Origin of the sequence: Bacillus sp. AY2-1 (assembly GCF_008368965.1) — a bacterium.
GTDB lineage: Bacteria > Bacillota > Bacilli > Bacillales > Bacillaceae_G > Bacillus_A > Bacillus_A thuringiensis_S.
This window is the reverse complement of record NZ_QPEL01000133.1, coordinates 1-16,697: the sequence shown is the minus strand read 5'-3', so window position 1 is coordinate 16,697 and position 16,697 is coordinate 1. Positions and strand designations below refer to the sequence as shown.

Genomic DNA, 16,697 nt, shown 5'->3' with positions numbered 1-16,697 from the left:
TCTTTCTTAAGCACTTATTTTATTATTTCAACTAGTTCTTGTACTACATTAGGATCTATTTCAGAAAAACATGATTTTGCTTCTCTTACCGCTGTACCGACATGTGCTTGCGAAATTCCAGTTTCATCTAGCAATCGCTTTATATTTTCTTTCGTCACGCCAGCTCCAGCTACAAGCTGAATTTGACCATCACTTACTTTTTGCATTTCTGTAAGCACCGGAATATTGTCTACAATATCTCCTTGTCCACCTGAAGTTAAAACGTGAGTTACTTTATGAAACTTCTTTAAAGTTCTCATCGCTTCTACTGGATTTTCTATATCATCTATCGCACGGTGGTACGTTACATTCATTCCATCTACAACAGATAGTAAATCCGCTAATTTCTCTTCATCTACTTCATTTTGTTCGTTTAATACGCCTAATACTACACCAGCTGCTCCTAACTTCTGCGCAACTATAATATCTTCTTTCATCATTTCAATTTCTTCTTCCGTATATGTAAAAGACTTCGCATGCGGACGAATCATAACATGAATTGGTATACTCACCGCTTCTACCGCTTTTTTTATAAAAGCATAACTTGGTGTTAAACCACCTTCTGTATAAGATGAAATTAATTCAATCCGCTTCCCGCCAGCACTTTCAATTCTTTTTACATCTTCTAAACATGTTGCAATAACCTCTAGCATGAGATGACCTCTTTTCGTGCTTTTTTCTTATTATAACATTAGTAAAAATAAGAAGCCTAGCTTTCTCCTTTAAAACTTAAAAAAGAAGAATGAAAAGAAAGATTTTTTATTGGCAACGATTATTGGTAACATCCTATTATTCATGTACACTCCTACCATAATGAAAAAGCCCGTCATTTTGACGGACTTTTCTAATTTCAAGCTTTTCTTTCCTCAGTTTTCATATCAATGCCTAATTGATCTTCCAATAACTTTACACCTTTCTTTGTAAGATGGACAGCTCGGTTCTTATCCGTTTTCGTAATCCATCCTTGTTCAAAAAGCAGTTTTGCAATTGCAGACCCTAGCCAACCAGAAATATGGTAACGCCGTTCACTCCAATCAAGGCAAGGTTTTGCAAATACCCTCCTTTTTGTATCTTCCTCATCAACATTTATTCCAAAATTCAGAAACCATTGTTTACCTTGTTCTGTTACAATGTATTCTCCATCCTCTAAAATTATAAATTTCCTATCTAGTAATTTTCCAGTTATCTCTACACCGAGTTTGCCTGCAAGATGATCATAACAAGTTCGAGCATAACGAATTTGTTTTAGTTGACCTGATTGTTTTAAAGAGCGAACTTGAACTGTTGGTGCGATTGTCTCTAACTTTTCAAGCACTTCTGCAACTTCTTGATTAGCAAGTCGATAGTAACGATGTCTACCATGTTGTTCAACTGTAAGTAGATTCCCCTCTACTAATTTAGAAAGATGAGAACTAATTGTTGGATGTGACACTTTTGCCATATAAGCCAATTCGCTAGCAGGTAGTGCCTGATTATTCATTAGACAATCTAAGATGATTGCTCTTGTAGGTTCAGCAATTAGTTTAGCTATATATGAGATATTCGGATATACATTCATATTTCGATGATACCCTAACTGTTAAATTGATACAATTATTTTAAGTTTAATAGTAAAGAAGAATTTATTATGAATGCAATTGATCTTAGTATATTAAATTTGAAAGAGACGAGAAGGCGCTCAGAAAAATTATGGAATTCTCTTCCCGATAATTTTCTTAATTGGAGGCCTGATAATGAGGCTATTTCTTTTGGTGAGATGATTCGTCACGTATGGAGCTCAACTTTTTACTATCATATGATTTTAAAAAACAACGGCTCAATAAATGATATACATTTCCCGTATGATGAAGAGCCAATTACTTGTGTAAAAAAGGAAATTGAATTGGCACAATCATACTTTACTGACTTCATAGAGTATGTTCAATCCATAAACATAGCAGAGCTAGATTCAACCCTTATCGATCGAAGCGATGTTGGCTATCAAAGATATTTAGGAGACATGCTATTACGAATTGCCTATCATGATGCGGTCCATGCAGGTCAATTTTTACAATATTTACGAATGATAAACTTAGAAAGACCATTAATTTGGGATTAAATACGAAAAATGTTTATACAGCCTTCAAACTGGCATTACAACAAGAATTTTTCAACAAGAAACAATCACAAAACCATGATAATCATTTATATTAAAAACCTACATCTCACCCAAGTACTTCATACACATAAAAAGCACGGATTTGATCACTAATCAAACCCGTGCTTTCAAAACAACTATTTTATCCATAAACAATAAAATATAAGCTTTAAAAACTACGACCGAAACGCCGCATCCGCCAGCATAGACAATGTTGCATCATCCATCGGCGGATTGTGTAATCCTGCTCTGACGTTTAAATAGTAACGATGGAGCGGATTTTTTTCTGATAAACTTTTTGCTCCTACGATGCGCATTGATTTATCCACTATGGATATCGCCGCATTTGTTACGGCGTATTTCACGGCTGCTAATTCTGCTTGCAGTGACAGTTTATCTTCTGCCTCATCGTATTTTTTCGCAATTTGATATAAAAAGACGCGAGCTTGCATAAGCTCGAGTTCTAATTCTCCAACTAATCTTCTAACATTCGGTAATAAACTAATAGAATGGTTTAAACTATTTGGTTTGTATGATCCCGCAAACTGAACTGCATAATTTCTTGCTGATTGTGCAATTCCTAAATAACATGCTGGTATATGTAGCAACCAGCCAATACCCTTTTGTTTCACTTTCCCGCCTTTTACATCCGTAAAAAAGCGGTTGTCTATCTCTACATTTTGTAAGACAAGGTCGTGGCTAGCAGTCCCTCGCATTGCAACGCTATCCCACGTTTCTTCAATGGATACACCGAGCGTATTTCTTGGAATGACAAACTCACCAACTTCTTCTTGGCCTTCCATACTTGCTGAAATAATAAAATAATCAAGTACTGGCGCCATTGTTGTAAAAGTTTTTCTTCCATTTATAATCCACTTCTCGCCTTGTTGAATCGCTATTGTTTCTGGCTTACCACCACGCGTCGGACTCCCTGTTTTTGGCTCTGTTGCTGCCCTGTTAAAGAGCGCACCATTGCTTACTTCTTCGCAAAACCATTTGAACACATCATCATCCCAAGAGCGATTTTCCGCTAATTCTTTCACAATGCCAAGATGCCAGCCAATCGATAATGCAGTAGCTCCGCAGCCTTCCGCGATTTTTTCTTGAAATAAAACGAAGTCATATAAAGAAATCGCACTACCACCAAATTCCTTCGGTAACGTTAATTTCGTATATCCGATATCTTTCAAATCATTTATATTTTCATACGGAAATGATCCTAATTCACTTAGTTGATGCTCCCTTTCCATGAACTTCGGAATCAATTTATTTATTTTCTCAATAATTAAAGACTGTTCTTCTGTTTCAACAAATGAGAGTGCCATACTATAATCTCCTTTATCCCGCATTAACGGGCAGTAAAACTCCCACCTAAAAATTCAGGTGAAGCAAAGGAAGTTAGGCGGGAGATCAACTGCCCGTAAACGCCCGATTGGTTCAACTAATAATCAGTGGGAAACCCACCCACTGATTAAAGTTTCACTTTATGCTCGATTCATAAACCGTTCATTTTGTCATTATGATTATATGAAGCTACCTCTCTATTGTTTCACTATTCCGATAAAAATACAATGTTTTTGACTAATAAGAAAAGTTCCTATTTAAGGATAGATCCTTTTCTTATATTAGTCCCCCTTCAATGCTTTTAACGGCAAAGAGGTTACATATCCAATATACGAGAATAATTCTTTAAAGAAGAATGGTATTTCTGTATCTAACGTTTTATATGCTGATGTCGGCGTTGGTGAAGCATATGCTTCAATATTAATATGTTTTGCGATTCTCATTGCGCGTTTCATATGAAGTGGATCACTTACAATCGTGTATGTGTGTATTCCGTTCTCTATTCCAACTTGCTTCGCATTCTTTAAATTTTCTTCAGTGAAAAGGGATTTTGTTTCAATTAAAATATCTTCCTCTTTTACACCTTGTTTCATTGCATATACTCTTGCAGTACGTGCTTCCTCAAGTTCTGCCTCGAACTTTGTACCACCTGTAAAAATAATCTTTTTAATATTTCCGTTCCTATATAAAGAAATCGCATGATTAATTCTTTCTTTAAATACAGGAGATGGTTTTCCGTTCCATGAAGCTGCGCCTAGTACGATACCAGCATCCGTTTTCACGTCATCATTTGCTTTAAAACGATAACTCCAAATATCGTAAGCTGCATAACTTACATATAAAATAGCAGAACAAATCATTAGTAAAAATACTTGAAAGATTCGTCTTTTCTTACTCTTCTTATTTTCTTTCATTTGTAATTGCCTCCGTACATCATCCATACTTCTATAAAAAACATTTATATCAAATCGTTTTGTTTGAGTTTATTTAAAAGAAGGAACTTTACTTGTTATTTATATATAAAAGGGTTTTCATTTAAAATTGAGGATTATCAATTCATTTTCATTTGCGGTTTTCATTACATTTTTTTAAATTCATAAGTTTATTACCATACAACTACATTGTAACGAATTTTTTCTCAGAAGGGAACGATGAAACAAAAGGAATTAAAATAAAGTAGCATTTTGTAAGAAAAAAGGTATATTTTTCATACCTCACGAACAATATACCTTTCAAAACACGAATTATACCTTTTCTTTATATAACTCTAATTTTTCTAACAATTGTTCTTTTACGCCTGGCCATTCACTCGAGATAATACTGTACACCACCGCATCTCTCACATAACCATTCGGTAATTTTCTTTCATTTCTAAGCACACCCTCTTTTACTGCGCCTAACCTTTCAATTGCTCGTTGTGCTTTTTCATTTCTTGCATCCGTCTTAATTTGTACCCTAAGCATATGCAGTTTTTCAAAAGCATACTGGAGAAGCATATACTTACACTCTGTATTTATACTCGTACGTTGCACACTCGGATGATACCACGTTTGCCCTAACTCAACTGTCTTATCTTCTACTGAAATATTATATAAACGTGTACTTCCTACAATCTTATTCGTCTGTTGATCTACGACTACCAAAGGTATTTGAGTACCTCTTCCGTAACCCTTTATCGCTTTTTGAACGTATTGTTGCATATCTTGCACACTATCCATTTTAGAGATTAAATACGCCCAAATATCCCGATTTCCTTCTACAATCGAAAACAAAGTTTCGACATCAGTATTATCCATTAACCGCAACTTTGCTCTTTCGTGAATAATTTCCATTTGTAAGCCCCCTTTGTTGTTACTATAACATACCATCAATATCGTTTTATTAATATATAAAAATATTTTTTCGTAAACGTGTAGTACATCTAAAAATAAAAAATGCGATGCCTTTATTCAAGCATCGCACTTATAATTTCGCACTACCTACGATTTTACAATAAATATTCATTTACACAAGTTAGTAAACGTCATATATTTAGAACTTACATTCTAGTTCAAAGCAACAAATAAGCAATCGGCGTAATGATAAGCAACGTTAAAATCGTTCTCTGCACATACAGAATAATAAGTTCAGATACTTTTAACGGAATATCTGTTGATAATATACAAGGAATGGAAGCGGAGAAAAACAGTATAGATGATACGGAAACAACTGCAATGACAAACTTTGTCACAAGTGGCGCACTTACAACTAATAATGACGGTAAAAACATTTCTGCAATACCAACTGATGCGGCTTTAGCGGCTAAGTCTGCTTCTGGTAATTGTAATAGCCATGTAAACGGATAGAAAATATAACTGATCCAATCAAATATTGGCGTAAACTTCGCTAAGACGATACCAATTAATCCTACTGACATAATGGATGGTAAAATTCCCATCGTCATAATAAATCCGTCTTTTAAATTCACTGCAATATTTTTCATAATGCTCGGTGCAGACTTTGATACTTCTAACGCATCTTCCCAAGCACATTCTAACATTTTCTCTTTATAAACAGGCTCTGGGAACCCTTCTTCTGTTACATATGTATCTGGTTTTCTACTGAGGGGCGGGATTCTTACGGTGATAGCAGTCACGATGAATGTTACAACAAGCGTAGTCCAAAAATAAACATTCCATAAATGCATAATATCTAATGTTTTTGCGATGATGATCATAAATGTAGCGGATACTGTAGAAAATCCTGTAGCGATAATCGCCGCTTCTTTTGTGGTATACTTTCCTTCTTTATACACGCGATTCGTAATAAGGAGAGCAAGCGAATAACTTCCAACGAAGGACGCAACTGCATCGATTGCCGATCTCCCCGGCGTATTCCATAATGGCCTCATAATCGGACGACAAAATGTACCGATAAATTCAAGCAATCCATATCCGACTAATAACGCTAAAAACGCCGAGCCAATTGGAACGAGCAAACTTACTGATATGACTAGCTTCTCATACAAAAACGGTCCAACATCTGGCGCAAAGAACCAAGCTGGTCCTACTTTTAAACAATATAATATGCCAAAAACAACGCCAACTACTTTTAAAATAGAAAAACAAATGTCTACGATAGATGCATTCCATTTCTTCGTATAAAATGGATAAATCGCACCAATTGCCATAACAAATAATGCATAATAAGGTACTACGTCAGGAACCGAAGCCCTAATCCACGATACGATATGATCAATCATAATAGACGATGCACCGTTTATCGTAACAGGAACGAAAAACATAAACACTCCAACGAGACTAGCAAGTATAAACCGGAGAATAATCCCCTTCTCTCGCCCTGCCTTAATTATATTGCTCTTTAATTCAATTTCACTCAAAATTCGACACCTCCTATTATCTAAATATTCTGTATAATTATGTTATATTCCTTCTTTCCGTTTCTACTATTTAATCATATGAAAAAACCTATTTTGAAATAGGCTTTTCTATTCCCCTTTATAATCATCCACAATCACTTGAATGATACGATAAGATTCTTCTGCCACCCTCTCATTACTATCCTTATTTGCGTCATATGTAATTAACGCCTTCCAAAGTGCCCATCCTCTCGCTCTATTCCATGTTTCTTCGTCCATACGTAACACTTCTTTAAATACGTTTCTACTATTTTCATCAAAAAATGTCCAAGCCATCGCCGCATCACATGCAGGATCTCCTACTCCTAAAATACCAAAATCAATTACAGCACAAAGCTTTCCATCTTTAACGAGTAAATTCCCTGGCGCTACATCTCCATGAACCCAAACTGGCTTACGGTCCCATGTTGAACTAAGTGCTACATTCCAAAGGTGCTTTAATAATGCCTCGTCAAAAACATCCTTATTATTTTCAATAGCAACTCTCGCCTCTTCATCATATACCGATATAAGTCCGCCCCGGTAAAAATTATGTGTTCCAGCTAAAGGTCCGTTACTCGCATCAATAGATTGCAATTCTACTAAAAAAGATCCTAAATCCGCTGCAAATTCATTTAAATCACGAACGTTTTGTTTCGTAACTGTTTCCCCCTCTATCCACTTATTAATAGACCAAGGCAATGGATACGCTTCAGACGGATTTCCTTTCGCAAGTGGGGTAGAAATCGGTAAAGAAAGCCTCTTACTTAATAGTGGTAACCACTTATTTTCTTTCTCTACTTGCGGTGCATATGCCACATCACTTGGCAATCTTACACTCATCTCATCCCCTAAGTGAAACGTCCTATTATCATGCCCACTAAACTTTACAGGTTTCACTTCTAAATGGGCCCATTCGGGAAACTGTTCCTGTATTAACTTTTCAACTAAACTTACATTAATTAGATGCATTCACATTCTCCTTTTCTTTTGAAACTTACTAAGCCCATCCGTACTTCCAACATATTCAAAACCATTTTTCTTATAAAAATCATTCAACGTACGATTATGCCCCACACAATCTAACTTCAAATACTCTTTATCACATTGCACATTCTCTTCTACCCACTGTAAAATCCATTCGCCTATTCCATTTCCCTTATACTTCCGTTTCACCGCAAATCTATGAATATATAATGAATTAGAAACTTCCTCTTTACCAAAAATATGTTCATCCCATTCATTTTGTTTAGGAGAAACTGTAACCGTACCAACTATTTCATCTTCTTTCAGAACAACATATGTATATTTTTCTCTTATACATTCTAGTATTTCAGCCGTAGCTTCCTCTCCTAAAAGATACTGCCACTGATCCACTTCTTTATATTGTAGCCATTGCGCTACTTCTTTTAATAAAAGGAGAATACTATCACTTTCAATTTCAGTAGCAATTCGAATTTCATGTTCTTTACTTATATTTCTCTCCATATTGCCGTTCCCCTTTCAAATTGCTACCATACTGACAAATGCGTCCTTCCATCATTTTCATCTGTAATATATTCTACATAAAATCCTTGATTCACTGCGTTTTCATACATCATTTCAATCTCTTCTTGGTTTTTCGCATAAATTTGTATATACTCACCATCCGCTACTAATACGACTACTTCACACTTACTCTCCTTAAATTCTTCAAATGTTGCAATTTCTCCTAGTACCTCTCCTTTTGGACATGCTTTTAAATCTAAAAATAAAAGATAATATATGTTATCTTTTATTAGCTTTTTTAATTCTGATCCTTCCATGATCTCGTTATCTTCTGAAAATAATTCTGAACCTAATTCATTCCCTATTATTATATAAGCTTCCTCCCTTCCCATGACTTGCCAATCAAATACAGTAATATCAATTGGCTTTAATACTTTCCAAAGTAAATTATCATATCCATCTAGAATATCTACTGTAATCCCTCTTTTCATATACTTGCTCCTAACTTATTCATTTTCATTTCATACATTATATATCAAATGTAATTACTATATTTTGTCGATACATATGTACATCATAAAAAAACCGCTCCACTACTAGCGAAACGGTTTCCTTCTGCTTACATTTAAATATTTCATTCAATTGTTGCACTACGTTTTAAAATATTTTTTAATATATGCACCACATCAGTCGTTCATTCTTAATGCTCACTTCGACTTCACGAAGTAATATAAAAACCATACTGCATGATTTTGTTCATCCGCAGCTATTCTCCGCAACAACTCTTTCAGATGTGCATCCGATGTCTCATCTGAAATTTCCAAATAAAAATCTATTGTTTTTTGTTCATCTTGTATAGCGAACTCTAATCCTTGTAAATACGTATTTGGGCAGTCTTCAGTAATTTGTGGTTTTGGCTGCCTACCAGTTAAACTCGTATAAATTTGTACAAAGTTGTGAAAATGCTTTATTTCATCATTACGAATTTCAAGAATTTGTTTTTGTTCTACTTGATTTGGAGCCATATTCGCTAATTTTGCATAGCAGCTTATAGCGCTATACTCTCCGTTTATAGCTTTTTCAATATCACTAATCAACTTATCATTTTGTCTATACCAATCATAATAATTCGAATTATACATCGTATCCCTCCATACTTTCGCTTAACATTTTATGCATTTAGAAATAGTAGGAGCCTGTGTATATAACGGGACGACTTTAGATTGAAAGTAAAGTTTGAGAAAAGGGTCTATTTTGCAAAGGAATTGCTTATTCATAAAGTGAAACTATAATCAATGGGGATTTTACTACACGGCAAATAGCGGATAAAATATCACTATTTTTTTGTACGCTGTTGCTATAAATTCGCGAATGAATCAGGTTTCCAACCAGATGTGGTGTTGAGATGCGAAGCTATTATGAATCCAGTCATATAACTAGGAGGTACCACTATGCCATCTTTATTTAAACCTATGGCCTTCCAGCTGAAAACCGAAAGACTTGAGCTTAGTATGTGGGAGGAATCCGATTCCGTTTGGCTGAGCAAATTAATTGGCGAACGTGGTGTGGACATTCCAGCCGTTGATTCCGTTCGTAACCGGCTCATTGAGATGCGCAAGAAGGCAGAGGAAAATGGCATTTCCCTTCTCACTATTCGAAGGCGCAATGAAGGCGATTTCATCGGATACTGCGGCTTAATTATCGGTCGTTCCACACTTGAAGAGCCGGAGATTGCATACGAGTTGTTCCGCAGCGCCCATGGTAAAGGTTATGCAACTGAGGCGGCATCCGTTGTACTGGACGCTGCGATTGCTACTGGGCGCCATAGACTTTGGTCGACTGTAGGCGCTTGGAATATCGCTTCACTCCGGGTACTAGAAAAGATAGGATTTAAGCGTCATCACAGTACGTGGGATGATGAACGTGGTGAGATTGTTTGGAACGTACGCGATTTTTAGAGATTCCGACTTAATTCTAAGGCGACAACAGCAGATACTCATTCTTCAGCTTTTAGATTTCATCACAAAAAAGCCGTTTCACTAATTTAGTGAAACGGCTTTTTTTAAGCGTTCAATTCTGTTTTATGCCCTTTTACTACACTACGTTTGAATGTAGTTGCTAATATAGTAACCATACTTACTATACCAATCCAAACGAGTACAGTAACAGGTGTATTCCAGCTTAATCCTTTTCCGAAGAAGAAGATTTCTCTTAGGCCTTCAATCATAAATTTCATTGGTAACCATGAGTAAACCCAGTCTTGATAAAACGGAGACAACATCTCAGGTGCTAACGATAATAACGGCGCTCCGAAGAATAGTAATAAAGCGAATAAACCGATTCCTTTTAGTCCAACTAATGAAAGTACCGCAGATATCATTAAGAAGAAACTAAAAGAAGTAATAGATAAGAATAGAGCTGTATCCGTGAAGTTCGAAATATTTAACCCTACCATCCCATCTGCAATCCATGTAAGACCAAACCCAATTACAAGTGTCGCAATAGCTCCTGTTACGATTTGTTTTACTTTTAACAGAAAGTTTTCTTTTCTTGAGCTTACTGGCATTTTACTAATCGCAATAAAAATAATCGCTGCACTAGCTAAACTTGCAATCCATAACGGTTGGAACAATGATATTGGTGAGTTACCGTTCGCACTATTTTTGCCGACCTCATTCACATTTTTCACGTTCTTTACAATAGGTGTTACTAATTTCTCAGCTTGGTCTGTTGTTACAGTAGCTCCTTTTGTTTTCAACCCTTCTAATATTTGTGTACGGACATTATTGTTCATATTATCAACGATCGCCTGTAATATTTGCCCTACCATAGTTGATGCAGCCGTATTCATTCCTTGATTAATATATATTTCTATCTCAGGTGAAGATGGCTGTGGTGTTCGTAACGATGCTTGTTTTGCACTAAATTCTTTCGGAATGACTAACGCTGCATAATACTCTTTATTATTTAGCCCTTTTTGAACTGCTTCCTTATTCTTCACTTCTACCCACTTTACCGCAGGTTCTTCATCTGATTTCGATGATTTTTTCACCGTATCAACAATTGTTTGCCCCATATTCATTTTCGGTTGATTTGGAATTTCTACAACTTGATCCTCATTTACAATTGCAATTGGCAAGTTTTTCGGCTGCGGTTGAACAGTTGGAAATAACGTTAATGAAAAAATAAAAACAACAAGCAGTGCAATAACTGGTGATAAAAATAAAAGTTTATTTTTAAACATTTTCTTTTTTCCTCCTTTAATTTGATTTATAATAATCAACAACGTGTTGTTTATTTATATTTTGAATTATATGTTCGAGTTGAACCATATACAATAATCAAAAATCGGGAATGTGTCGGTTATAAGACACATTTTCTAAATGTGTTGAGTAAAATTAAGGAGGGACATGCGTTGCGCGATAGCAATTTAGATTTGCGTGTTGTTCGTACGAAAACCGCCATACGAAATGCATTGGTGGAGCTAATTGAAGAAAAAGGTTTTGACGCCATTACAGTGAAAGATATTACAACGAAAGCAAACATTAATCGCGGTACTTTCTATGCGCACTATCAAGATAAATTTGATTTAATGACAAAATGCCAAGAAGACATTATGTACGAGTTTTCTAAAATTGCCAAACAGAAATTCCCGGAAGTTATTGCTGATCTTGGAACAAATCCTTCTCCAACAATGCCATTTATACTTATCACTTCTATTCTTGAATTTCTAAATGAAAATAGTGATTTTATGAGAGCTGTGCTTAGCCCAAATGGAGATTTATCTTTCCAAACAAAACTGAAAGATTTTATGTGGAAAACATTATTTGAAGATACGAATGGTCCTCTCATTAATAAGGAAAATTTACTTGTTCCAAGCGAATACTTAACTTCTTATATGGCATCTGCACATATAGGTGTCATACAGCAATGGTTAAATAATGGACAAAAAGAAACACCTGAGGAGATTGCTCGCTTTTTATCAACTATTGCAGTTCATGGACCTTTTTATGCGGCTGGTTTAAAGAAATAAGTCAGCTATATAATAAAAGAGCATCCACTATAATAGTGGATGCTCTTTTACTTACAACACTTCAATATACCCTTCTGTTCCATGTATCCGAATTCGTTGACCGTCTTTTATTCGTTTCGTAGCATTCTCTACTCCGACGACTGCTGGTAATCCATACTCACGTGCAATTACTGCTCCGTGCGTCATAAGCCCACCGACTTCTGTTACTAACCTTTTTATAGAAACAAACAAAGGTGTCCAGCCAGGATCGGTAAATGCCGTAACTAATATATCTCCCTCTTCCAAATTCGCGTCTTCCATATTTAAAATAACGCGTGCTCTCCCCTCAATCACTCCAGAAGAAACAGGCAAACCTACTATTGCTTCAGCTGGGAGATTTTCTCGTTTATATTTACCTGTAATGATTTCTCCATCAGACGTCATAACTCGCGGCGGCGTTAGTTTTTCATATAATTTGTACTCATTTTTTTGCTTATGAATAAGCTCGTAATCTAGTTTATTTGTGCGGACGACTTCGTGAAGTTCTTCAAAAGTTAAGTAGTATATATCATCGACTTCATGAATGACCCCGCTCTGCACAAGTTGCTTAGCTTCTTTCAATAACGCCTGCTTATATATAAAATAACGATTAATCATGCCGTATTTTGGATATTCACGATAACCGATACAATTACGGATGTTGCGAATCATTCGCTTCGTTTCTTCTACTTTTTGTTTTCCATCCGGCAAGTCTTGTAATCGCTCTACTAACTCTTCTTCTTTTTTCAAAGCTTCCTGTAGTCCTTCTTCAAACTTTCGCTTACTAGCGCCAGCTTCAAAGTCTCTTATATTATTTAAAATCATCGGGATAATGATTGTTGGCTTTTCACTCCAGCGCGTTTTCGTAATGTCGATTTCTCCGCTGCATCTCATTCCATATTTGCTTAGAAACGCCTCGATTGCATCCCGAACTTTTTCCCCGCCTTTAAACTGAACTAATTCATCTAAAAAGCTGTCATCTTCTACATGCTGTAAATACGCAATGACTTCTGGATACGGCCGAATCACATCTGCAACATCTAATAATGCTAAACCCATTTCTGAAGTAATATTATTTTGTACGGATTGAGAAAGTGTATCTGCTGCATTTTTTTCACCTAGCCATTGCTCCATCTTTTCATTCATCCATGTTGAAGCATTCATACCAGCCATAATAACAGCTATACTTTGCGGGTTAAATAATACTTTCTTTAATTGCTGGATGTCTTGCAAAATAAAATCAAATACATCCACACCTGATTTCGTTTGCATGTTTCGTTTTAACTCTTCGATCGATTCTTGACTATTCTGTATTAAATTCGTAACGATTGCCGTATTATTTTCGATTTCTGTTTGCGAACTTGCAGGTTGCTTACTTTTACTAGCACTCTTTCCTTTTTCATCATCCGGTAACAATTGAATAAAATCATCTCGCTCGATTATAGTCGTTAATGCATCTCTTACGAGTGGATCCGATTTTCCTAAAGTGTTTATTAAGTAATCTCTGCTAGCAGGTAAAGCTAATTGTTGCGTAGCATCAACAAATAACCTGCCTCCCGCTTTACGCATAGGAGCACTAGTCGTTAACAAGAAAAAAGATAACCCAAGTGGTTTCATCGCATCGGTCATCATTTGTTGGTGACCAACCGATATATACACATGATTTTCCCCATCATTTACTCCTGGAATTGGATATAAAGTCGTAATCGGCCTGCTTTGGACTATATAAAATGTATCATCAACTAAACACCATTCAATATCTTGCGGACAACCAAAATAAACTTCGATTTGTCTTCCGATGCGTGCTAGTTGTAAAATTTGTTGTTCAGTAAGTGTTTGAACTTTTTGCTGATTAGGAGCAATTTTCTTTGTCTCTGTTCCGCCTTCTTTTCGTCCATAGATGGCTAATTTTTTCGTTGCGATGACCTTTCCGACGATTTCATCTTCTTTTACCTTATAATTATCGGCAGAAACCAATCCAGATACTAGCGCCTCGCCAAGTCCAAAGCTGGCATCGATTGACAACACCTTCCTATTCGAAGTAATCGGATCGGCAGTAAATAAAATCCCTGAAGCCACAGGGAAAACCATTTTTTGAACGACAACACATATAGAAACTTGATTATGATCAAAACCGTTTTGCATTCGGTATATAACCGCTCGATCTGTAAATAAAGAAGCCCAGCATTTTTTAATATGCTGCAAAATGCTTTCTTTTCCAATAATATTTAAATACGTATCTTGTTGACCAGCAAACGAGGCATACGGTAAATCTTCAGCAGTAGCACTCGAACGCACTGCATACGCATGTTCATCGCCAAAGCGAGAGAGATGATGAGCTACTGATTCCACTACATCAACTGGAATTTCCACCGCCATAATGACTTCTCTAATCTTCTTACTAATTTCACAAATTTGACCTCGTTCCTCAATTTTTAGCATCGTTAGCTGCTGCAACAAAATTTGAAGCCCTTCATTTTGCTCGATGGCCTTTTCATACCCTATCGTTGTAACACAAAATCCTTCTGGCACTTGTATCCCTTGAATGTTGGATAACTCCCCTAAATTCAAACCTTTTCCACCGACAAGTGAAAGGTACGTGTTTTCTATTTCCTGAAAATCGAGAACGAAAGAACTCATGTAACATCTCTCCTTACTTTACTTGTGTTCTTGATTGTATCAGTAGTAAATGAGAAGAAACAGTCTATTTCGAACTTGATTTACATGATATAATTAAGTTAGGAAGAGATAATCTTTTTTATTTATCCCCTCGAATTCACTTCAATTATATCTCCAAACTTAAACATTCTTTGATTATGAAAAGCATCGATACAAGTAATCGTCTTATTTAATGGATTTATATCAGCTACTGTTATGTAATTTTTGTATAAACTTACATTATAATATCCAGATGAATCTTTTATTAACTCGTAATCCCTCCTCAAAAAATAGTAGAAACTACAATTGTAAAATCAATATTTCCTGTTTGCACTTTATATAAATTGATATGAATCTCTCTTAATTCTAGGACTAAATTATTGTTTTTTAATCCCACATTAATTCTTTTCTCAAATTCGCCAAAATGAATTTTCAAGATTAGGGAACTATAATGTCGTATTAAAATATATTAAGGGGGAGAAAAATTGGACAATGAAATGAATTATGGAAGTGATTACAAGTTTATTCCAGCAACTTCAATTGAAAGTGGTCATGGCATTGAAGTATTGCCTGATTTATTTTGTTACACGATTCAAATCGTCAATATATGCTTTGCTGGAAATCCTGAGACCAATGATTTTGTTTTAGTTGATGCTGGAATGCCTAAATGTGCAAATAAAATTATCTCTATCGCTGAGGATCGATTTGGTACCAATAGTCGCCCAAAAGCCATTATTTTAACTCACGGCCATTTTGATCATGTTGGGGGAATAATTGAACTCATCAAGTATTGGGATGTTCCCGTCTATGCACATCAGATGGAGATACCGTTCCTGACCGGACAACAAAGCTATCCAGAACCAGACCCTACAGTTGAAGGTGGTATGGTAGCAAAAATGTCTCCTCTGTTCCCAAACGAACCAATTGACTTAGGAAATAACGTAAAAGCGCTACCTACCGATGGAACTGTTCCCCATATGCCAGAGTTTAGATGGATTCATACACCAGGACATACTCCAGGGCATATTTCATTATTCCGAGAAAAAGAACGAACTTTAATTGCTGGGGACGCTTTTGTTACAGTGAAATAGGAGTATCTGTATAAAGTAATAACTCAAGAACAGGAAATAAGCGGTCCGCCTCGTTATTTAACAACAGACTGGAAAGCCGCTAAAGAGTCAGTTATTAAGCTAGAGAAGTTAAAGCCTCTAACCGCTGTTACTGGACATGGGATACCGATGTCGGGTGAATTGCTATCAACAAGCCTCAAAACACTCGTTCAAGAATTTGATAAAATCGCTTTACCCGATTATGGAAAATATGTAGACTAAAAGATACATTAAGCATGAAAATAATTTTTATTCTTATATTTAAGAAACAAAATCAAAACGGAAAAAATTATTAAGTTTAATAAAAAACACTGTACTTAGGCAACATCTCTATTATTAGAATAGAACTACGCCTTGTGAATAAAACTCGATATTCCTCAAATACTATCTGTAGTATAAGCCCGCTTCTTACCCAGGTTGTACTTCTTACCATAAAAAAGAGCAGTCATAATAATGAAGTGACCCCTAAAAGTT

15 protein-coding genes and 1 pseudogene are annotated in these 16,697 nt (G+C 35.8%); 4 read left to right on the top strand and 12 right to left on the bottom strand.

Annotation, left to right across the window (positions count from 1 at the left end):
* Positions 1–14 precede the first annotated feature (14 nt).
* The gene (locus tag DN403_RS24770) at positions 15–692 is read right to left on the bottom strand and encodes a copper homeostasis protein CutC (RefSeq protein WP_000895107.1); all 678 of its coding nucleotides are present in this window, start codon (positions 690–692) and stop codon (positions 15–17) included.
* 197 nt (positions 693–889) lie between these two features.
* A complete protein-coding gene (locus DN403_RS24765) occupies positions 890–1,597 on the bottom strand; it encodes an ArsR/SmtB family transcription factor (RefSeq protein ID WP_042598219.1) in 708 nt (235 codons plus the stop codon).
* Between the two features lie 69 nt (positions 1,598–1,666).
* Between DN403_RS24765 and DN403_RS24760 the strand changes: the two genes are divergently transcribed.
* Positions 1,667–2,137, top strand: a complete 471-nt coding sequence (locus DN403_RS24760; protein WP_000991277.1) for a DinB family protein — start codon at positions 1,667–1,669, stop codon at positions 2,135–2,137.
* 215 nt (positions 2,138–2,352) lie between these two features.
* On the opposite strand, the gene DN403_RS24755 is transcribed toward DN403_RS24760, so the two are convergent.
* The 8 genes from DN403_RS24755 to DN403_RS24715 all read right to left on the bottom strand — a co-directional run bounded on the left by DN403_RS24755 (position 2,353) and on the right by DN403_RS24715 (position 9,547).
* The gene (locus DN403_RS24755; protein ID WP_042598222.1) at positions 2,353–3,501 is read right to left on the bottom strand and encodes an acyl-CoA dehydrogenase family protein; all 1,149 of its coding nucleotides are present in this window, start codon (positions 3,499–3,501) and stop codon (positions 2,353–2,355) included.
* A 300-nt stretch (positions 3,502–3,801) separates the two neighbouring features.
* A complete protein-coding gene (locus DN403_RS24745; RefSeq protein WP_000662217.1) occupies positions 3,802–4,434 on the bottom strand; it encodes a YdcF family protein in 633 nt (210 codons plus the stop codon).
* A 330-nt stretch (positions 4,435–4,764) separates the two neighbouring features.
* Positions 4,765–5,352 carry a GNAT family N-acetyltransferase gene (locus tag DN403_RS24740; protein ID WP_000402590.1) on the bottom strand — a complete coding sequence of 196 codons (588 nt, stop codon included), beginning with the start codon at positions 5,350–5,352 and terminating at the stop codon, positions 4,765–4,767.
* A gap of 218 nt (positions 5,353–5,570) precedes the next feature.
* On the bottom strand, positions 5,571–6,899 hold the full coding sequence (locus DN403_RS24735) for a YjiH family protein (protein WP_001289409.1): 1,329 nt from the start codon (positions 6,897–6,899) through the stop codon (positions 5,571–5,573).
* Between the two features lie 108 nt (positions 6,900–7,007).
* On the bottom strand, positions 7,008–7,889 hold the full coding sequence (locus tag DN403_RS24730) for an aminoglycoside phosphotransferase family protein (protein WP_000550180.1): 882 nt from the start codon (positions 7,887–7,889) through the stop codon (positions 7,008–7,010).
* A complete protein-coding gene (locus DN403_RS24725) occupies positions 7,890–8,405 on the bottom strand; it encodes a GNAT family N-acetyltransferase (protein WP_000440746.1) in 516 nt (171 codons plus the stop codon).
* A 23-nt stretch (positions 8,406–8,428) separates the two neighbouring features.
* Positions 8,429–8,896 carry a DUF2691 family protein gene (locus DN403_RS24720; RefSeq protein ID WP_000820199.1) on the bottom strand — a complete coding sequence of 156 codons (468 nt, stop codon included), beginning with the start codon at positions 8,894–8,896 and terminating at the stop codon, positions 8,429–8,431.
* A 216-nt stretch (positions 8,897–9,112) separates the two neighbouring features.
* Complete coding sequence (locus DN403_RS24715; RefSeq protein ID WP_149185850.1) at positions 9,113–9,547, bottom strand: ferritin-like domain-containing protein; 435 nt, start codon at positions 9,545–9,547, stop codon at positions 9,113–9,115.
* A gap of 309 nt (positions 9,548–9,856) precedes the next feature.
* On the opposite strand from DN403_RS24715, the gene DN403_RS24710 reads away from it, so the two are divergent.
* Positions 9,857–10,363: a GNAT family N-acetyltransferase gene (locus DN403_RS24710; RefSeq protein ID WP_001139518.1), complete on the top strand. Its 507-nt coding sequence runs from the start codon at positions 9,857–9,859 to the stop codon at positions 10,361–10,363.
* A 104-nt stretch (positions 10,364–10,467) separates the two neighbouring features.
* Here DN403_RS24710 and DN403_RS24705 read toward each other — a convergent pair whose 3' ends face one another.
* Positions 10,468–11,649 (bottom strand): YhgE/Pip domain-containing protein, encoded by a 1,182-nt coding sequence (locus tag DN403_RS24705; protein WP_149185849.1) that lies wholly within the window; start codon positions 11,647–11,649, stop codon positions 10,468–10,470.
* Positions 11,650–11,820: 171 nt separating this feature from the next.
* Here DN403_RS24705 and DN403_RS24700 point away from each other — a divergent pair, with 171 nt between their 5' ends.
* A complete protein-coding gene (locus DN403_RS24700; protein WP_001205690.1) occupies positions 11,821–12,438 on the top strand; it encodes a TetR/AcrR family transcriptional regulator in 618 nt (205 codons plus the stop codon).
* Positions 12,439–12,489: 51 nt separating this feature from the next.
* Here the strand turns inward: DN403_RS24700 and ppsA are convergent, their stop codons facing one another.
* Positions 12,490–15,096 carry a phosphoenolpyruvate synthase gene (gene ppsA, locus DN403_RS24695; RefSeq protein WP_149185848.1) on the bottom strand — a complete coding sequence of 869 codons (2,607 nt, stop codon included), beginning with the start codon at positions 15,094–15,096 and terminating at the stop codon, positions 12,490–12,492.
* Between the two features lie 503 nt (positions 15,097–15,599).
* Here ppsA and DN403_RS24685 point away from each other — a divergent pair.
* Positions 15,600–16,445 (top strand): annotated as a pseudogene (locus DN403_RS24685) (MBL fold metallo-hydrolase).
* Positions 16,446–16,697: the final 252 nt, after the last annotated feature.